19 protein-coding genes and 1 tRNA gene are annotated in these 19,354 nt (G+C 52.4%); 9 read left to right on the top strand and 11 right to left on the bottom strand.

Annotated elements, in window-relative coordinates; genetic code table 11:
- Nucleotides 1-57 precede the first annotated feature (57 nt).
- Genes gfcB through etk form a run of 6 tightly spaced genes read left to right on the top strand, consistent with a single transcriptional unit; the run spans nucleotide 58 to nucleotide 7,360 of the window.
- Entirely contained in the window at nucleotides 58-702 is a 645-nt protein-coding gene (gene gfcB, locus ACJHXA_RS00230) for a lipoprotein GfcB (protein WP_001247610.1), read from the top strand.
- Complete coding sequence (locus ACJHXA_RS00225; protein ID WP_001038079.1) at nucleotides 699-1,445, top strand: capsule biosynthesis GfcC family protein; 747 nt, start codon at nucleotides 699-701, stop codon at nucleotides 1,443-1,445. The genes gfcB and ACJHXA_RS00225 overlap by 4 nt, the downstream gene beginning before the upstream one ends.
- Nucleotides 1,445-3,541, top strand: coding sequence for a YjbH domain-containing protein (locus ACJHXA_RS00220; RefSeq protein ID WP_000742348.1), 2,097 nt, complete (start codon nucleotides 1,445-1,447; stop codon nucleotides 3,539-3,541). The genes ACJHXA_RS00225 and ACJHXA_RS00220 overlap by 1 nt, the downstream gene beginning before the upstream one ends.
- Nucleotides 3,542-3,586: 45 nt before the next feature.
- Nucleotides 3,587-4,726, top strand: coding sequence for a polysaccharide export protein (locus tag ACJHXA_RS00215; RefSeq protein ID WP_001295357.1), 1,140 nt, complete (start codon nucleotides 3,587-3,589; stop codon nucleotides 4,724-4,726).
- The gene (etp, locus tag ACJHXA_RS00210; RefSeq protein ID WP_000057871.1) at nucleotides 4,714-5,160 is read left to right on the top strand and encodes a protein-tyrosine-phosphatase Etp; all 447 of its coding nucleotides are present in this window, start codon (nucleotides 4,714-4,716) and stop codon (nucleotides 5,158-5,160) included. Before ACJHXA_RS00215 ends, etp begins: the two co-directional genes overlap by 13 nt.
- A gap of 19 nt (nucleotides 5,161-5,179) precedes the next feature.
- Nucleotides 5,180-7,360, top strand: a complete 2,181-nt coding sequence (etk, locus tag ACJHXA_RS00205) for a tyrosine-protein kinase (RefSeq protein WP_000208650.1) — start codon at nucleotides 5,180-5,182, stop codon at nucleotides 7,358-7,360.
- Between the two features lie 114 nt (nucleotides 7,361-7,474).
- Here the strand turns inward: etk and appA are convergent, their stop codons facing one another.
- From appA to hyaA, 10 genes are all read right to left on the bottom strand, one after another.
- Nucleotides 7,475-8,773: a bifunctional acid phosphatase/4-phytase gene (appA, locus tag ACJHXA_RS00200; protein WP_001297112.1), complete on the bottom strand. Its 1,299-nt coding sequence runs from the start codon at nucleotides 8,771-8,773 to the stop codon at nucleotides 7,475-7,477.
- A gap of 79 nt (nucleotides 8,774-8,852) precedes the next feature.
- A complete protein-coding gene (cbdX, locus tag ACJHXA_RS00195; RefSeq protein WP_000270305.1) occupies nucleotides 8,853-8,945 on the bottom strand; it encodes a cytochrome bd-II oxidase subunit CbdX in 93 nt (30 codons plus the stop codon).
- Nucleotides 8,946-8,957: 12 nt separating this feature from the next.
- Entirely contained in the window at nucleotides 8,958-10,094 is a 1,137-nt protein-coding gene (appB, locus tag ACJHXA_RS00190) for a cytochrome d ubiquinol oxidase subunit II (RefSeq protein ID WP_000460803.1), read from the bottom strand.
- A gap of 11 nt (nucleotides 10,095-10,105) precedes the next feature.
- Nucleotides 10,106-11,650, bottom strand: a complete 1,545-nt coding sequence (appC, locus tag ACJHXA_RS00185) for a cytochrome bd-II oxidase subunit 1 (protein ID WP_000263563.1) — start codon at nucleotides 11,648-11,650, stop codon at nucleotides 10,106-10,108.
- Between the two features lie 133 nt (nucleotides 11,651-11,783).
- Nucleotides 11,784-12,641, bottom strand: a complete 858-nt coding sequence (locus ACJHXA_RS00180) for a hydrogenase expression/formation protein (protein ID WP_000004899.1) — start codon at nucleotides 12,639-12,641, stop codon at nucleotides 11,784-11,786.
- Entirely contained in the window at nucleotides 12,638-13,036 is a 399-nt protein-coding gene (gene hyaE, locus ACJHXA_RS00175) for a hydrogenase-1 operon protein HyaE (protein ID WP_000063980.1), read from the bottom strand. The genes ACJHXA_RS00180 and hyaE overlap by 4 nt, the downstream gene beginning before the upstream one ends.
- Nucleotides 13,033-13,620 (bottom strand): hydrogenase 1 maturation protease, encoded by a 588-nt coding sequence (gene hyaD / locus ACJHXA_RS00170; RefSeq protein WP_000003671.1) that lies wholly within the window; start codon nucleotides 13,618-13,620, stop codon nucleotides 13,033-13,035. Before hyaD ends, hyaE begins: the two co-directional genes overlap by 4 nt.
- Nucleotides 13,617-14,324 (bottom strand): Ni/Fe-hydrogenase b-type cytochrome subunit, encoded by a 708-nt coding sequence (gene hyaC / locus ACJHXA_RS00165; protein WP_001186424.1) that lies wholly within the window; start codon nucleotides 14,322-14,324, stop codon nucleotides 13,617-13,619. The genes hyaD and hyaC overlap by 4 nt, the downstream gene beginning before the upstream one ends.
- Nucleotides 14,325-14,342: 18 nt before the next feature.
- On the bottom strand, nucleotides 14,343-16,136 hold the full coding sequence (gene hyaB, locus ACJHXA_RS00160; protein WP_000107384.1) for a Ni/Fe-hydrogenase large subunit: 1,794 nt from the start codon (nucleotides 16,134-16,136) through the stop codon (nucleotides 14,343-14,345).
- Nucleotides 16,133-17,251, bottom strand: a complete 1,119-nt coding sequence (hyaA, locus tag ACJHXA_RS00155; RefSeq protein ID WP_001058323.1) for a hydrogenase 1 small subunit — start codon at nucleotides 17,249-17,251, stop codon at nucleotides 16,133-16,135. The genes hyaB and hyaA overlap by 4 nt, the downstream gene beginning before the upstream one ends.
- Before the next feature lie 426 nt (nucleotides 17,252-17,677).
- On the opposite strand from hyaA, the gene ACJHXA_RS00150 reads away from it, so the two are divergent.
- From ACJHXA_RS00150 to tusE, 3 genes are all read left to right on the top strand, one after another.
- A tRNA-Ser gene (locus ACJHXA_RS00150) sits at nucleotides 17,678-17,765 on the top strand.
- A gap of 206 nt (nucleotides 17,766-17,971) precedes the next feature.
- On the top strand, nucleotides 17,972-18,631 hold the full coding sequence (gene yccA / locus ACJHXA_RS00145) for an FtsH protease modulator YccA (protein ID WP_000375136.1): 660 nt from the start codon (nucleotides 17,972-17,974) through the stop codon (nucleotides 18,629-18,631).
- Nucleotides 18,632-18,721: 90 nt separating this feature from the next.
- Nucleotides 18,722-19,051 carry a sulfurtransferase TusE gene (tusE, locus tag ACJHXA_RS00140; protein WP_000904442.1) on the top strand — a complete coding sequence of 110 codons (330 nt, stop codon included), beginning with the start codon at nucleotides 18,722-18,724 and terminating at the stop codon, nucleotides 19,049-19,051.
- Here the strand turns inward: tusE and yccX are convergent.
- Nucleotides 19,048-19,326 (bottom strand): acylphosphatase, encoded by a 279-nt coding sequence (gene yccX, locus ACJHXA_RS00135; protein ID WP_000048250.1) that lies wholly within the window; start codon nucleotides 19,324-19,326, stop codon nucleotides 19,048-19,050. The two genes, tusE and yccX, sit on opposite strands and share 4 nt — an antisense overlap.
- Nucleotides 19,327-19,354 lie beyond the last annotated feature (28 nt).

Below are 19,354 nucleotides of genomic sequence, written 5' to 3'. Positions count from 1 at the left end.
ATTCGTACCGGGCTTTAGAGATTTGCATTTTTTTAATTAACCTTTCAAGGATTAAAGGTGCGCCCTCTTATTTTATCGATTTTCGCACTATTTCTTGCGGGATGTACGCACAGCCAGCAAAGTATGGTCGATACATTTCGCGCCAGCCTTTTCGATAATCAGGATATCACCGTAGCGGATCAGCAGATCCAGGCGTTGCCTTATTCCACGATGTATTTACGCCTTAATGAAGGGCAACGAATCTTTGTGGTACTGGGATATATAGAACAAGAACAAAGCAAATGGTTATCCCAGGATAACGCCATGCTGGTTACCCACAATGGACGTCTTTTAAAAACCGTCAAACTTAATAATAATCTGCTGGAAGTGACAAATTCCGGGCAGGACCCTCTGCGTAACGCGCTGGCAATAAAAGATGGCAGCCGCTGGACGCGCGATATTCTCTGGAGTGAAGACAACCATTTTCGCTCTGCGACCCTGAGTTCTACTTTTTCCTTTGCTGGATTAGAGACGCTGAATATTGCGGGTCGCAATGTGCTGTGTAATGTCTGGCAGGAAGAGGTGACTTCCACGCGGCCAGAAAAACAGTGGCAAAACACATTCTGGGTCGATTCGGCTACTGGCCAGGTTCGTCAAAGTCGGCAAATGTTAGGCGCAGGGGTTATTCCCGTAGAAATGACGTTTCTTAAACCCGCACCATGAATAAATTACAGTCGTATTTCATTGCCAGCGTACTTTACGTAATGACACCCCATGCCTTTGCGCAAGGAACGGTGACTATTTATCTGCCTGGCGAACAACAGACACTTTCCGTTGGCCCCGTGGAAAATGTTGTCCAGTTGGTGACACAACCGCAACTGCGCGATCGCCTCTGGTGGCCTGGTGCCTTGCTGACCGACTCTGCGGCGAAAGCTAAAGCGCTTAAAGACTACCAACATGTCATGGCACAGCTTGCTTCCTGGGAAGCAGAAGCTGACGACGATGTGGCGGCAACGATTAAATCCGTGCGCCAGCAGTTACTCAATCTCAATATCACTGGTCGCTTACCGGTCAAACTGGACCCTGATTTTGTTCGAGTGGATGAGAACAGCAATCCCCCGTTGGTCGGGGACTATACGCTCTATACCGTACAGCGTCCGGTGACTATTACTCTGCTGGGTGCGGTTTCTGGGGCTGGGCAATTGCCCTGGCAGGCAGGCCGTAGCGTTACCGATTATCTGCAAGATCACCCCCGCCTTGCAGGCGCGGACAAGAATAACGTTATGGTGATTACGCCTGAGGGTGAGACTGTCGTCGCCCCTGTTGCCCTGTGGAATAAAAGACATGTGGAACCACCGCCTGGCAGCCAGCTTTGGTTGGGCTTTTCTGCGCATGTACTGCCCGAAAAATATGCTGATTTAAATGACCAGATTGTGTCTGTTTTAACGCAACGTGTTCCTGACTGATGAAGAAGAATTCTTATCTTTTAAGCTGCCTGGCCATTGCCGTCTCCAGTGCCTGTCATGCTGAAGTATTAACCTACCCGGATCCGCTGGGTTCGTCGCAATCAGACTTTGGCGGCACAGGATTGTTGCAGATGCCAAATGCGCGCATCGCACCGGAAGGTGAATTCAGCGTCAACTACCGGGATAACGATCAATACCGGTTCTACTCCACCTCCGTGGCGCTGTTCCCATGGCTGGAAGGCACCATTCGTTATACGGATGTGCGCACACGCAAATATAGCCAGTGGGAAGATTTCAGCGGCGATCAGTCATACAAAGACAAATCATTCGATTTTAAACTTCGCCTGTGGGAAGAAGGTTACTGGCTACCGCAAGTGGCGTTTGGTAAACGTGATATTGCTGGTACGGGTCTGTTTGACGGTGAGTATCTGGTGGCCAGCAAGCAAGCGGGGCCATTTGATTTCACCCTCGGGATGGCATGGGGCTACGCCGGTAATGCGGGCAATATTACCAACCCGTTTTGCCGGGTGAGCGATAAATATTGTCATCGCGCAGAGTCTCACGATGCGGGCGATATCAGCTTTAGCGATATCTTTCGTGGCCCGGCTTCCATCTTTGGCGGCATTGAGTATCAAACGCCGTGGAATCCCCTGCGTCTGAAACTCGAATACGATGGCAACAATTACCAGAATGATTTCGCTGGCAAACTGCCTCAGGCAAGCCATTTCAACGTCGGCGCAGTTTATCGCGCTGCCAGCTGGGCAGATCTCAACCTGAGTTATGAACGCGGTAACACGTTGATGTTTGGCTTCACGTTACGGACCAATTTCAACGATCTGCGCCCTGCCCTGCGCGATACGCCAAAACCGGCATATCAACCTGCGCCTGAATCTGAAGGATTGCAGTACACCACAGTAGCGAACCAACTTACCGCGCTGAAGTACAACGCAGGTTTTGAAGCACCGGAAATTCAGCTGCGCGATAAGACGCTGTATATGTCTGGTCAACAATACAAATACCGTGATTCTCGCGAAGCGGTCGATCGTGCCAACCGGATTCTGGTGAATAACCTGCCGCAAGGCGTTGAGAAGATTAGCGTGACGCAAAAGCGCGAGCATATGGCGATGGTGACTACCGAAACCGACGTAGCCAGCCTGCGCAAACAGCTGGCTGGTACAGCGCCTGGTCAATCAGAGCAACTTCAACAACAACGTGTTGAAGCAGAAGATCTTTCTGCCTTTGGTCGGGGCTACCGTATTCGTGAAGATCGCTTTAGCTACTCTTTCAACCCAACACTTTCACAGTCGCTGGGCGGCCCGGAAGATTTCTATATGTTCCAGCTGGGGCTGATGTCCAGTGCCCGCTACTGGTTTACCGACCACCTGCTGCTTGATGGCGGTATTTTCACCAATATTTACAACAACTACGACAAGTTTAAGTCTTCGCTGTTGCCCGCGGACTCTACCCTGCCCCGCGTGCGCACGCATATCCGTGACTACGTTCGCAATGACGTTTATCTCAACAACTTGCAGGCGAACTATTTTGCTGACTTAGGCAATGGTTTCTATGGCCAGGTGTATGGCGGTTATCTGGAAACGATGTATGCCGGTGTCGGTTCCGAGCTGCTTTATCGCCCGCTAGATGCCAGCTGGGCGCTGGGTGTGGACGTTAACTACGTGAAGCAGCGTGACTGGGACAACATGATGCGTTTCACCGATTATTCCACGCCAACAGGTTTCGTGACGGCTTACTGGAACCCGCCGACGCTCAATGGCGTACTGATGAAACTTAGCGTTGGGCAATATCTGGCAAAAGATAAAGGCGCAACGATCGACGTCGCCAAACGCTTTGACAGCGGCGTGGCGGTAGGGGTATGGGCGGCAATCAGTAACGTATCTAAAGATGACTACGGCGAAGGCGGCTTTAGTAAAGGTTTTTATATCTCGATTCCATTCGACTTGATGACCATTGGACCTAACCGCAACCGCGCGGTGGTTTCGTGGACACCATTGACGCGTGATGGTGGACAAATGCTGTCACGCAAATACCAGCTCTATCCAATGACGGCAGAGCGAGAAGTACCGGTTGGACAATAACCTGACGTAATTCATAACATTACATTGACTGATAAATATAAACCAATGAAAAAGAACATTTTTAAGTTTTCGGTACTGACATTGGCTGTTCTGTCTTTGACAGCATGTACCCTTGTTCCTGGTCAGAATTTATCGACCAGTAACAAGGATGTCATTGAACTACCTGACAATCAGTATGACCTGGACAAAATGGTCAATATCTATCCCGTCACGCCAGGATTGATTGATCAGTTGCGCGCCAAACCGATTATGTCGCAGGCTAACCCGGAGCTGGAGCAGCAAATCGCAAACTATGAATATCGTATCGGCATTGGGGATGTGTTGATGGTTACGGTCTGGGATCACCCGGAACTAACCACCCCCGCAGGGCAATACCGTAGCGCCAGTGATACCGGCAACTGGGTTAACGCCGATGGTGCGATTTTCTACCCCTATATTGGTCGCCTGAAAGTGGCCGGGAAAACACTTACCCAGGTACGCAACGAGATTACAGCGCGTCTGGATTCAGTCATTGAAAGCCCGCAAGTCGATGTCAGCGTCGCGGCGTTCCGCTCGCAAAAAGCGTACGTCACCGGCGAAGTCAGCAAATCGGGTCAGCAGCCGATTACCAATATTCCTCTGACCATCATGGATGCGATTAACGCCGCGGGCGGTCTGACCGCAGATGCAGACTGGCGCAACGTGGTGCTCACCCAGAATGGCGTAAAGACCAAAGTGAACCTCTATGCGCTGATGCAGCGTGGCGACTTGCGCCAGAACAAACTGCTGCACCCGGGCGATATTTTATTTATTCCGCGCAACGATGATCTGAAAGTCTTCGTGATGGGTGAAGTGGGTAAACAGAGCACGCTGAAAATGGACCGCAGCGGTATGACCCTGGCGGAAGCGCTGGGTAACGCTGAGGGTATGAATCAGGATGTCGCTGATGCGACGGGGATTTTTGTTATTCGTGCAACGCAAAACAAGCAGAATGGCAAAATCGCCAATATTTATCAGCTGAATGCGAAGGACGCATCGGCAATGATACTCGGAACGGAATTCCAGCTTGAACCTTACGACATTGTTTATGTCACTACTGCGCCGCTGGCTCGTTGGAACCGTGTGATTTCTCTGCTGGTACCGACGATTTCCGGGGTGCATGACCTGACAGAGACTTCACGGTGGATTCAAACATGGCCCAACTAAAATTTAACTCAATCCTGGTGGTTTGTACCGGCAACATTTGCCGTTCGCCCATTGGCGAGCGCTTGCTGCGTAAACGTCTGCCAGGCGTAAAAGTCAAATCGGCAGGTGTTCATGGTCTGGTAAAACACCCTGCAGATGCGACAGCAGCAGATGTTGCCGCTAATCATGGCGTATCTCTTGAAGGACATGCCGGACGTAAGCTCACTGCTGAGATGGCACGAAATTACGATCTGATTCTGGCAATGGAGTCAGAGCATATTGCTCAGGTTACCGCAATCGCTCCCGAGGTCCGCGGGAAGACAATGCTGTTTGGGCAATGGCTGGAACAGAAAGAGATCCCGGATCCCTATCGTAAAAGTCAGGACGCATTTGAACATGTCTACGGTATGTTGGAGCGCGCCAGTCAGGAATGGGCGAAGCGCCTCAGCCGGTAATTTGAGTTTATAAAATACGATGACAACTAAAAATATGAATACGCCACCAGGCAGCACTCAGGAAAATGAGATCGATCTGCTTCGTCTGGTCGGCGAGTTATGGGATCACCGTAAGTTTATTATCAGCGTGACCGCGTTATTCACGCTGATCGCTGTCGCTTACTCGCTGTTAAGTACACCAATTTATCAGGCAGATACTCTGGTCCAGGTTGAGCAAAAACAGGGCAACGCCATTCTCAGCGGCCTGAGCGATATGATCCCTAACTCATCGCCCGAGTCTGCACCGGAGATCCAACTGCTGCAATCGCGCATGATTCTCGGTAAAACCATTGCTGAACTGAATCTGCGCGACATAGTTGAGCAGAAGTATTTTCCGATTGTGGGTCGCGGCTGGGCGAGATTAACCAAAGAAAAACCAGGTGAGCTGGCGATCAGCTGGATGCATATTCCACAACTGAATGGTCAGGATCAGCAACTGACACTCACGGTTGGGGAAAACGGCCACTATACACTGGAAGGTGAAGAGTTCACCGTCAATGGTATGGTCGGCCAGCGTCTGGAAAAAGATGGCGTTGCGCTGACTATCGCGGACATTAAGGCCAAACCAGGAACACAGTTTGTCCTGAGCCAGCGTACCGAACTGGAAGCGATTAACGCATTGCAGGAAACCTTTACCGTTAGCGAACGCAGTAAAGAAAGCGGGATGCTGGAACTTACCATGACTGGTGATGATCCCCAGTTGATTACTCGTATTCTGAACAGCATCGCTAACAACTATTTGCAACAGAATATCGCTCGCCAGGCGGCGCAGGATTCACAAAGCCTTGAATTCTTACAGCGCCAGTTACCTGAAGTGCGCAGCGAGCTGGACCAGGCGGAAGAAAAACTCAACGTTTATCGCCAGCAGCGCGATTCGGTTGACCTTAACCTGGAAGCCAAAGCCGTTCTTGAGCAGATTGTGAACGTTGATAATCAACTCAATGAGCTGACCTTCCGCGAGGCAGAGATCTCCCAGCTGTATAAGAAAGATCACCCAACTTATCGTGCGCTGCTGGAAAAACGCCAGACGCTGGAGCAAGAACGCAAACGCCTGAATAAGCGGGTATCGGCAATGCCTTCCACCCAACAGGAAGTGTTGCGTTTAAGTCGTGACGTAGAAGCGGGCCGTGCGGTATATCTGCAATTACTTAACCGCCAGCAGGAGTTGAGTATTTCGAAATCCAGTGCCATTGGTAACGTGCGGATTATCGACCCGGCAGTCACTCAGCCGCAGCCAGTGAAACCGAAAAAAGCGTTGAATGTGGTGCTTGGTTTTATTCTTGGCCTGTTTATTTCTGTGGGTGCCGTGCTGGCGCGTGCGATGTTGCGTCGTGGTGTAGAAGCCCCGGAACAACTGGAAGAGCACGGCATCAGCGTTTATGCCACTATCCCAATGTCCGAGTGGCTGGATAAACGCACCCGTCTGCGTAAGAAAAATTTATTTTCTAATCAGCAGCGCCATCGTACTAAAAATATCCCCTTCCTGGCGGTGGATAACCCGGCGGATTCTGCTGTGGAAGCCGTACGTGCGCTACGAACCAGTCTGCATTTCGCTATGATGGAGACGGAGAATAACATTCTGATGATCACCGGTGCGACGCCAGACAGTGGTAAAACGTTTGTCAGTTCAACTCTGGCAGCGGTGATCGCCCAGTCCGATCAAAAAGTGTTATTTATTGATGCCGACTTACGCCGTGGTTATTCGCATAACCTGTTTACCGTGAGTAATGAACATGGCTTGTCGGAATATCTGGCAGGTAAAGATGAGCTCAACAAAGTGATCCAGCATTTTGGCAAAGGAGGCTTTGATGTGATTACTCGCGGTCAGGTGCCACCTAACCCGTCTGAACTGCTGATGCGCGATCGGATGCGTCAATTACTGGAATGGGCGAACGACCATTACGATCTGGTGATTGTCGATACGCCGCCGATGCTGGCGGTGAGTGATGCCGCGGTCGTGGGGCGTTCTGTTGGCACCAGCCTGCTGGTTGCGCGTTTTGGCTTGAACACCGCCAAAGAGGTGAGTTTGTCAATGCAGCGTCTGGAACAGGCAGGCGTCAATATTAAAGGCGCTATCCTCAATGGTGTGATTAAACGCGCCAGCACCGCTTACAGTTACGGCTATAACTATTACGGTTATAGTTACTCCGAGAAAGAGTAAAACTGAAAGTGGCCGGATGCGGCGTGAACGCCTTTTCCGGTCTACGCATTAGACAGTTCTTCGTTTGTCATCAGCCTCAGAGCATTCAGGTAACTGAATGCTCTTTTTTATGCATTACAAACTGCACGCCGGTATGCGTGCTTCATTCACGATTTGCGTAAAACCTGCCAACGAACACATGCCCTGCGCATTTCGCTCTTCACATCCTGCCAGGGTCAGTTTCACCTCTCCGGGCGGCGTATTTAATGACAGCGGCGTTTTATCACGCATCTGCTGTAAAGTCTGGAAGACCAGCGAAACCTGAATCCACTGGCTGTTATCGCTTAGCCGACGCCAGCGTTCAAACACCAGTTCACCACCTGGCGGCGTGTTATCCGGCTGACCGGGAAGCGTCCAGTTGAGCTCCAGTGCGCCGCCGAGATTTGCCAGATTAGTATCGTGTCCGGCGATAAACAGCACTGAAGTGGGTAATGTCACACCATACGCCTGTTTTTGCGGTGGATGGGGCGTCAACGCTGCCATGATCAAATCCAATAACGGGGTGGCGCGGCTGCGGGCAACCTCTGGCGTGCGTTGTAGCAAATAAAATTGCGCGTTATGCAAACTTAGCAAGGTGTTCCACTGGTGTGAATCGGTGATCCTTCCCCACCCCGGCTCCGGCATTCCCTGTGCTTGTTGCAGGAGAAATATCTCCGTCAGCATTGATGCGAGGCTTACCGCACCGGTTAATGAGACATTGTCGGCGCTCACCTTGAGTTCCGATGGTAATGCCTGCGTTAATGAACAGCTTTCGTCCTGTTTCTCACGTTTAAGGCACAAGTTTGATTGCGGAAAATTAAGCACCCGTTCCAGTTCGCGAAACGCCGTTTGCCGATGCCCGGTAAAGTCAGCAATTGACCCTCCTGCCCTGCTGAGGATCGCGTCAGTCACGTTCGCGTTATCCAGTTGGCAAACGCCAGTTTTTAGAGGATTAAATAACGGATCGGGACTGGACGTATCTGCCTGGGTATGTACGGTTATTGCACAGTCAGGTGCCAGCCCGGCGGCGAAGGCTTCGCCTGTTTTACGGGTACGCTCGTCGACATCAGCAATAATCGCGACCTGACCAGACTGCGGGCAGCCCTTTTTCGCCAGCAATCCGTCGGCTACCAGACGCTGGCGTTGGTAATGTCCGAGATAGGCGATTAGCTCACCACCGCGCGGTGTCAGCCAACCCAGTTTTACCGGCCAGGTTGGCCATGCGTCTGGGGTGACATCCTGCATCAGTTGCGTGGCCTTGGTTGGAGCACGCACACCATGACGACTGACAATCACCACACTTTCCAGCTTCAGCTCCGGCTCACTCTGAGCGAATGCAGATTGCGGGGTTAACGGAATCAGAAGAGATAAAAATGGGATTAAGATCGCTTTCATCGATATGTTTCCGCTTTTCATATCTGACATTATTGATTGCCTGATGCGATGCTAATGCGCCGCATCAGGCCTACGTTCGTTAACTTTTCAGACGCGGGTCCAGCCATACCAACACAAGGGTGGAGAGCGAACACATCAACAAAATGCCGACGAACCAAAGTAAATACCACATTGTTCCTGCTCCTTAGTACAACTCGTTTTCGTTACGGCGGAGAGTTTCTGTTGTCATGCGTCCCCACATTTTGTAGTAGCTCCAGAGAGTGTAGAGCAACACAATGGGCAAAAATATCAGCACGATTACCAACATAATGCTCAGCGTCAGCTGACTGGAAGTGCTGTCCCACAACGTCAGGCTGGAGATTGGACTCACGCTTGACGGCATGACAAAGGGGAACAGCGTGATGCCTGCCGTGAAAATCACGCCAAATTGCATCAATGACGCCATTAAAAATCCCCAACCCGGGCGACCACGATAAATCGCCATCACCGTCAGCAATGGGCAGAAGAACCCCAGCAGCGGGAAGATCCACAAAACGGGCGATTCGACGAAATTATTCATCCAGGCACCAGGTAGCACTGCCACCAGTTTCATTAACGGATTGGAAGGACCGTTAGCATCCTGGGCGAGCAGTACAAAGCCATCAATACCGACCCACAGCCAGTAACCCGCCAGCAAAAAGCACAGCATCACCAACAGTGCAGCGCGTTTGGTGGCCAGCTGTGAACGCAGATGAATCACACCAACAGTTTTCAGTTGTAACCAGACGCCACCTTGCAAAATCACCATCCCAAGGCTGAGCAATCCGCACAATAAAGGGAATGGCGTCAGCAGTTGCCAGAAGCTGCCAAGATACTCCACGCGTAATTGCGGTGTGAAGGCAAACGGCACGCCGAGCAACAAGTTGCCGAAGGCGATACCGAAGACTACCGGCGGCACCAGACTGCCGATGACCAGACCGGCGTCCCACATTTTACGCCAGCGTGCATCGGCGATTTTTCCGCGATAATCAAAGGCCAGCGGGCGGAAGAACAGTGAGCACAGCACCAGGATCATCGCCACATAAAAGCCGGAAAACGCCGCTGCATACACTCTGGGCCAGGCGGCAAATAATGCCCCACCAGCGAGGATCAACCAGACCTGGTTGCCTTCCCAGTGTGCACCAACGCTGTTTATCACTATCCGGCGTTCATCATCATTACGCGCCACCAGCGGCAGCAGACAGCCGATCCCCATGTCAAATCCGTCGGAGATCATAAAGACCACCAGGATCACGCCAATCAGCAGCCACCAGATGAAGCGCAATGTTTCATAATCAAACATGATTTTCTCCTTTACCCCTGTTGCTGCGTCGGTTGTTCACTCTGCATCGCGCTCGGCCCCAGACGGGCATATTTCTGCATCAGGTAGACTTCGGCGATTAAGAACAGGGTGTAAAGCCCTACGATCATGATCAGTGAGAAAGCCAGTTGTCCTGTGGTTAAAGCGGAGTGCGCGGAGTATGTCGGTAAGATGTCCTGTATCGCCCACGGCTGACGACCAAACTCGGTCATAAACCACCCGGCTTCAATCGCAATCCACGGCAACGGCAAACTCCAGAGCGCCATTTTCAGCACCCAGCGATGCTGGTCGATTTTGCCACGCAGCGTCTGGACAAGCGCAATCAGCATCACCAGTAGCAGCAGGGAACCACAGCCCACCATGATGCGGAAACTCCAGAATACCGGCGCAACCTGAGGTATCGCGCCACGCATCGCCGCCTGGTACTGTGCGGCTGTGACATGATTCATATCCGGCGCATAGCGGGAGAGCAACATGCCGTAGCCCAGGTCACCTTCCAGTTCCCGGAATGCCTGCAACACATGCGGCTCACGATTGCCTTGCGATATTTCCTGCATTAACAGCCAGGCCATACGTCCGCGTTGCAAGCGTGGGTAGGTTTCAGCCATCAAATTCTTCAGACCCGGCACGGGTTTATCTAATGAGTGAGTGGCGAGGATCCCTAGCAGCGCGGGAATTTTGATGGCAAAGGCGTTACGCTCTTGATCCTGTTCCGGCCAGGCAACCACATGGAACGGTGCAGGTGCAGGTTCCGTTTGCCACTCCCCTTCCATCGCCGCCAGTTTTACCGGTTGTACTTGCGCGACTTCATACGCAGAACTGTCTCCGAGTTGCAGGGTACCGATAATCGCCAGAGTACCGAAGACGGAACCGATGGCAAACGAACGTAATGCGACATCGCGCTCCCGTCCGCGCAGTAAATACCAGGCGCTGATCGCCATAATAAACATGGCCCCGGTCACGTAGCCCGCCATTACGGTGTGCACAAATTTCACCTGGCTGACCGGGTTAAAGACCAGCTCGCTGAAGCTGGTCATCTCCATACGCAGGGTGTCGATATCAAAATGCGCACCGGTCGGGTATTGCATCCAACCGTTGGCATTCAATATCCACAATGCAGAGAGATTTGAACCGAACGCCACCAGCCACGTCACCAGCAGGTGCTGGTATTTATTCAGCCGCTGCCAGCCGAAGAAGAACAGCCCGACAAAGGTGGATTCGAGGAAGAAGGCCATTAATGCTTCCATCGCCAGTGGTGCGCCAAAAATATCGCCCACATAGTTGGAATAGAATGACCAGTTAGTACCAAACTGAAACTCCATGGTCAGGCCGGTAGCCACGCCAAGAGCAAAATTGATACCGAAGAGCTTACCCCAGAAGCGCGTCATATCGCGGTAGATTGTTTTGCCGGTGACCACGTAAATGGTTTCCATGATAGCCAGCAAAAAAATCAGCCCCAGGGTAAGGGGTACAAATAAAAAGTGATACAGCGCGGTCAGAGCAAACTGCCAGCGCGATAAATCAATGACATCCCACATGCGCACTCCTGTAGGCGAAGAGAGAAAAATAACCCGATAATGGTAGATCTCCCTCTTTATCCTGAAACTCTACGACCAGAGGTATTCGCCGATTGCGATATTCATAAGACTGAAAGCGATACTTACCGTCTTTTTACGTCGGTGCAGCTTCCGCCAGCCACTGACATACCTCGCTAAGCCGCTGCGCAGAGTCGACCAAATCTTCTGGCGCTGCCAGCACCACTTCCGGTATTGGGCAGATTTCATAACTTTCCAGTAACGGGCCTTTTAAGGTGTCCGTACAGCGTAAATGCCAGACATGGCGTAACCCCGTGGCGTTGATATAGCTCTCGCCATAGCCAATGGTACGAATCTGAATATTTCCCGGCCCACAGAGACGTGAGAGAAAAAGCCGATCAGCCTCGCTGATGGGTAATTGCGTCAGATTAATGCTGTGCGGCTGCGCGTCGGGGTTACGTACATGTGCCAGTAACTCATGCGCCAACGGTAGGCCATTCATCAGGCCATCAATGGGCGGCGGTAACAGCGAATCTGTCGGCAAGAGATTTTGCGTTGCCGCCTGCCACAACGCCAGCGGCGCGCAGCCAGCCTCCAGTTTGTCCTCCAGCAACTTTTCGCCGCGACGTCTGCGCACCCGCCATAATCCGCAGAAGATCGCCTCCTGTATTTCACTTTCACTGTCGTCAGCCTGCTGAATGCGCACTGACACTTCCCCTTCCCCGAGAAGCGTATTGATAAAGTGACGATCGTCGGCGTTGAGATTTAACAGATCGACTGCCAGCACCTCGCCCAACGGCGGTTGGCGTTCGCTTAGTTGATGTTGTAACTCGTTTAACAGCGCAATCACCTGCGGGCTGTGAGCACATTGCTCCAGGGCCGCCATACTCGGTTCATCATTCACCTGACAGGTGATCGGCAGTGGATTCATGCTGAAACTGTCATCGTTCGGTTGCGTTCCTGGCCCCAGCAGATGGAAAAAAGTTTCGCTCATGAGGCACGCTCCTGCTGCGATTCGACAAGCCCGCGCATCAGGTTTATCAGTTCCGCCCACGGGTGAATACCATTCAGCACGCCGCGATAGTTTCCGCCGGTAAACACTAAAGTGGCAGGAAAGCGAAAGACGCCAAAGCGATCGCCGATGGCTTCGCTCTGCTCAAGGTCAGCAATCGCCACCTGCCATGTATAGTCGGGAAACTCGCGCAGTAATTCGCCAATCATTACCGGATTATCGCTGACCTCTGGCGTGCGTTTCGGGTCACTGCTTAATAACACCACGCCGTCTGGCGCTTGCGTAAGCCAGTCGTCAAGACGGGATTCACTGACTGGCGTCCAGCCGCGCGCCAGCATTCGTTGCCACAACGCATCAAATGGCGTGTCGTTGCTCATCCCTGCTCCTCCTGTGTCATCCGGTACTGGCGCAAGCGAACGCCTTCGTAATTTTCCATCGACAGACAGTCATAATTGAGACAGCGCGATTCATTAGCCGGTTGCGGCACAATTCCCCACGCAGCCAGCTGCGCCAGCGCCGCCTGTTCCGCAGCGGGCAGTTGCTCCCGTGCCAGTTCGCTCAGGCTACCGCCGTAGTCGTCGAGCATTGCGGGTTGCAGACCGACGAGGGCAATATGTGCTGGCAGATGTCCGCGGATATCCGCCAGCGCCAACACTTCGGAGAAACTGTTCTGATGCAGGCTCATTTTCTTCGCGCTGAGATAAGCCGGAATGCGTTCTCCGGCATAGGTTCGCAGCGTTCCAGGTTCCAGCCCGTAGTCAATGGCATCGAGAATCAACAGATGGCTGGCGCTTTCGACATACCCCAGCAAGTTCAGTCCCTGAGTACCGCCATCGACAATCTCCACATACTCGGGCCAGTGGTAATGGGCATACAGCCGTTCCGCCACCCGCACGCCGAAGCCTTCATCGGCCCACAGCAGGTTGCCCAGCCCCATGACCACCACGCGTTGCTCGCTCATGAACGCTCCTTGTTACTTATTTTGCCAAATTTGTGGCTACGGTAGCCGTTGACCATGGTGGAGATCACCGTGTCGTCGGACATGATGTCTTCACGCAGTGCCATGTAGACATGACCGATCACAAACGCGCCAATCAGCCACATCCCCAGCCGATGCCAGCTGTGAATGTCCATTGAGTTGCCACCCGTCCAGTAGAAAAATTCCACCACATAACGGAACGGCGCAAAAATAGCGTACTGGCTGTGTTCGCTGTACAGCGCAAAACCAGTGATGATCATAAAGACCGACATCAGGAAATAGCCGAACATCGCCGCCTGGGCGATGGGATTATGGCCTATATCGGCACTCGGACGTTTTGCCAGAAACAGATACCAGCGGATTTCATACCACACGCCCTGCCACCAGCTTTTACGCCATACCGGCACGATAAACAGCTCGCGGGAGTATCGATTGCCAACAAAAGCCCAGTAGATCCGCATCAGCAAAACCACGGTAAAAACCATCCCGGCGCTGAAGTGAATTAACCTGATGTAGCCCATATAGAACAGATACGTCGCCTCACCGCTGACGGAAGGTAGCGGCTTGCCGATAAAGTATCCGGTGACCATCAACACCGCCATGCATAACACCGTCAACCAGTGCCAGATGCGGACTGGCGCTTCAAAGACATAGTGGCTGACAACGTTGTCGCTTTTCTGTTGCATGATGATTCTCCTTCGCTGTTAACGCACCTGCACGGAGATCAGCTCGCTACCGTCGTCGCCCAGCACGTGTGTTGAACAGGCGAGGCACGGGTCAAAGCTGTGCAGAGTACGCAGGATCTCCAGCGGTTGCTCGGGGATCGCCATTTTGGTGTTCATCAGCGCCGCTTCATAAGCGCCAATCTGCCCTTTGGGATCGCGCGGGCTGGCGTTCCAGGTGGTCGGCACCACGCACTGGTAGAGATCAATCTTGCCATCGCGAATGGCGGCCCAGTGGCCTAACGCCCCGCGCGGCGCTTCGGTAAAACCGACACCACGGCACTCTGTCGGCCAGGTTGCAGGTTCCCATTTTTCCGTGGAAGCAGTGGCGAGATTGCCGTTTTTCAGGTTGGTCATCAGCTTGTCGAAGAAATACTGCAACTTACCTGCGGCCCACTGCGCTTCGTGCGCGCGGCACAAAATGCGGCCTAACGTTGACTGGATACCGGAAAGCGGCAGGTTCAACGCCGACATCATGCGATCGACCGACTCAACGGTCGCAGCATCGCCTTTGTGATAAGCGATTAACGTGCGTGCCAGCGGCCCCACTTCCATCGCGTTACCGCGCCAGCGTGGCGCTTTGATCCACGAGTAGCGTTCCTGTTCATTCAGCTGCTGAATGTTGGTATCGCTGCCTTTGACATCGCCGGGGTTGTACCACGGGTCGGTAATGCCATCGAATGGATGACGCCCGACCTGATCGTTGGGATAACGATACCAGGCGTGATCGACAAACTCCTGCACCTGCTGCGGATCAACCAAATCCACTGGCAGCACATTGTTGAAGTCGCCGTTAATCACCGCGCCGCCAGGCATCAGCAGACTTTTCTCACCAAAGTCGTTGGCAATATCCGGGAATGCGCCGTAGCTGAGGACACATTTATCAGAAAGACCCGTGCCGATTTCGCTCCACGGTTTGTTGAACTGACCGATGGCTAAGGCGTCGGGGATCATCACGTTGTTAATGAAGTCTGCCGTGCGGGTGATAATCGACTGCACCAGGTTCAGGCGTTCCATATTGACCGCCCCGACCGCGCCGCTTTCGTCAATGTTAATGGCGCAAGGCATCCCGCCGACAATCCAGTTTGGATGCGGGTTTTTACCGCCAAAGACCGCGTGGATTTTCACAATTTCACGCTGGAAATCGAGAGCTTCGAGATAGTGGGCAAAGCCCATCAGGTTAGCTTCTGGCGGCAGTTTGTACTGCGGGTGCCCCCAGTAGCCATTGCGGAAGATCCCCAACTGCCCGCCTTCAACAAATTTTTTCAGGCGGTTTTGTACGTCGAAGAAATAGCCAGGGGATGATTTCGGCCAAGAGGAGAGACTTTGCGCCAGTTCGGAGGTTTTCCGCGGGTCGGCTTTCAGCGCATCTAACACATCGATCCAGTCCATCCCGGCAAGCTGATAGAAGTGCACCAGATGATCGTGGCACCAGAGCGTTGCCAGCATAATGTTGCGGATGATATTGGCGTTGTCCGGCACTTTAATACCGATAGCATCTTCGATGGCGTAAACCGAAGCCAGGGCGTGTACGCCAGTACAGACGCCGCAGATACGTTCAACGAACGCCCACGCATCGCGCGGGTCGCGCCCTTGCAGAATGATCTCCAGCCCGCGAAACATGGTGCCGCAGGAGACGGCATTGGTGATCACATTCTGATCGTTAATATTCACTTCGCAGCGCATGTGGCCTTCGATGCGCGTAATCGGGTCGACCACCAGGCGGCGTCCGGCATTATTGATGGTGTATCCCTGAGTTTCGTACTGAGTGCTCATGCCTGTTTATCCTCATTGCCTGGCTGATGTTCGGTTTCTGTAGGTTGCTGGTTATGACGTCTGCGCTGGTCAACGGCGCTGGCGACTGCGTGCACACCAACAGCCGCTGCCACCACGCCAAGCGCGGTTAAACCGACGGTATCGGCGGTGGAATGAGTACCCATTTGCGGAATATCGACCACGCGGCTGTAGAACGAACCGCGATCCCAGAAACCATTTTCCGCACAGCCCAGGCAGCCGTGACCAGACTGGATTGGGAAAGAAACGCCATCATTCCAGCGTGTGGAGGAACAGGCGTTATAGGTGGTAGGCCCTTTGCAGCCCATTTTGTACAGGCAGTAACCTTTGCGGGCAGCGTCATCATCCCAACTCTGGACGAACTCTCCGGCGTCGAAGTGGGCGCGGCGATAGCATTTATCGTGGATTCGCTGACCATAGAACATCAGCGGACGGCCCATTCTGTCGACATCTGGCAAGCGATCAAAGGTCACCATGTAAGTAATGATGGCGCTCATCACATCCGGGATCGGCGGGCAGCCAGGTACTTTGATAATGGGTTTGTCGGTGATGACTTTGTCGATAGGCGTTGCCTGCGTCGGATTGGGCCGCGCGGCCTGCACGCAGCCCCAGGACGCGCAGGTTCCCCAGGCGATAATCGCGCTGGCTCCGGCAGCGGCACGTTTGAGTTTCTCAATAAACGGTCGACCGCTGCTGATACAGAACATCCCCTGCTCGCCCAGCGGCGGATTACCTTCTACTGCGAGGATATATTTGCCATTGTATTGCGTGATGATGTCTTCGAAGACTTCTTCCGCCTGGGTTCCGGCGGCAGCCATCAAAGTATCGTCATAATCGAGGGAAATCAGGGAAAGGATGACGTCCTTCGCCAGTGGGTGAGCGGAGCGGATAAAAGATTCGGTACAGCAGGTGCATTCCAGACCGTGGATCCATACCACCGGAATGCGGGGTTTGTTCTCCAGCGCCCAGGCAATCTTTGGTGCCATTCCCGCGCCTAATCCCAGCGACGTGGCAGCCAGACTACAATATTTGAGAAAGCTGCGCCGGGTAACGCCCTGACGCCGCATGGCCTGGTAAAATGTTTCCTCGTTATTCATATCGCACGTCTCTTCTCCTTGCGACACCGGCAGGACACCGGGCGCTTATGGTCGGCAAGCGACGTCCCTGTAGCAAGGCAAACCATCGCTTCACGTGAGATGCTGAAAACGAAAGCTCATCCTTCTGCACTGGCACACGTCGCCAGAAAGTATTGTTAATAAAGCGTAGTGAAACTTTTGCACAAAACAATACAAACTGTGTGGATTTATCTTTTAGCGATAAAAATGGACCTATTTTTCTTTTGGCCGGGCGGTGGGGATGTTTAGCCGGTTGCTAAACGAGTAAAAGAGAAGGAATTCATGGTGATGAAATGATCAATCTGCTGTTATTTCACGCTATCAATGCACTTTTGGCTGTTTTTCAGGCAAACAAACAAATTAGGGGTTTACACGCCGCATCGGGATGTTTATAGTGCGCGTCATTCCGGAAGTGTGGCCGAGCGGTTGAAGGCACCGGTCTTGAAAACCGGCGACCCGAAAGGGTTCCAGAGTTCGAATCTCTGCGCTTCCGCCAAATAAGATAAGGGGTTAGCTAAATGCTAACCCCTTTTTCTTTTGCCTGTCGAAATTCTCAGGGCGTTATATTTGCTTAATGACCTGATAATCCGCTGTTAAACCTGTTCCAGATCAAATGCGTAAAGATGGGTAAAACTTCTGGGTGCCCTTACGCATTATCATTATGCTGCTTAATTAATTACATCTGTCATAGAGAGTGACTCAATGGATCGTATTGTTAGTTCTTCACATGACCGTACATCACTGCTTAGCACCCATAAGGTGCTGCGTAATACCTATTTTCTGCTGAGCCTGACGCTGGCCTTTTCGGCGATTACCGCAACTGCCAGTACGGTGCTGATGCTGCCATCTCCGGGTCTGATTCTGACGCTGGTGGGTATGTATGGTTTGATGTTCCTGACCTATAAAACGGCGAATAAGCCGACCGGGATTATCTCCGCATTCGCCTTTACCGGTTTTCTGGGTTATATCCTCGGACCTATTCTGAACACCTATCTGTCTGCCGGAATGGGTGACGTAATCGCTATGGCACTGGGCGGAACGGCGTTAGTGTTCTTCTGCTGCTCTGCATATGTGCTGACCACCCGCAAAGATATGTCGTTCCTCGGCGGTATGCTGATGGCGGGTATTGTGGTGGTGCTGATTGGTATGGTTGCTAATATCTTCCTGCAACTGCCTGCTCTGCATCTGGCGATCAGCGCGGTCTTCATTCTGATCTCCTCTGGCGCTATCTTGTTTGAAACCAGCAACATCATTCATGGCGGTGAGACGAACTATATTCGTGCCACGGTTAGCCTGTATGTTTCGCTGTACAACATCTTCGTCAGCCTGCTGAGCATTCTGGGCTTCGCTAGCCGCGATTAATCTCACCCGCTAACACTTTCATAGCCTCGCTTTATGCGGGGCTTTGTTTTTTGTTACACTGCCGCCAGTCTGATTAAGGTAGTAATAATTATGCTGATCTTCGAAGGTAAAGAGATAGAAACGGATACCGAAGGCTATCTCAAAGAAAGCAGCCAGTGGAGTGAGCCGCTGGCTGTGGTGATTGCAGAGAACGAAGGGATTTCGCTGTCGCCAGAACACTGGGAAGTGGTGCGTTTTGTGCGTGATTTCTATCTGGAATTCAATACTTCTCCGGCGATTCGTATGCTGGTAAAAGCGATGGCGAATAAATTTGGCGAAGAAAAAGGTAACAGCCGCTATTTATATCGACTGTTTCCGAAAGGTCCGGCTAAGCAAGCCACCAAAATTGCTGGCCTGCCAAAACCGGTAAAATGTATTTAACGGATACGAAAATCGGCTAATTCCCCCGAGGGATGATGCGGCTCGCTAAGCACCCGTTCCACACGCGCAGAACGCGGGCCGCCACTCTTTAACCACTGCATTAATTTTTCCACCTGCCCTTCTTCACCGCAGGCAACCACTTCCACGCTGCCATCGTCAAGATTTTTGGCGTACCCGGTTAAACCCAGTCTTTTCGCTTCATACTGTGTGGTGTAGCGAAATCCTACGCCCTGAACTCGCCCGTAAACCCAGGCAATTATGCAGACTTTCGACATTGCTGCTCTCCTTATCCTTAATGGACGC

The sequence above is a fragment of the Escherichia sp. WS33 genome (assembly GCF_046486385.1).
GTDB lineage: Bacteria > Pseudomonadota > Gammaproteobacteria > Enterobacterales > Enterobacteriaceae > ECMA0423.
This window is presented reverse-complemented; position numbering and strand designations above follow the sequence as displayed.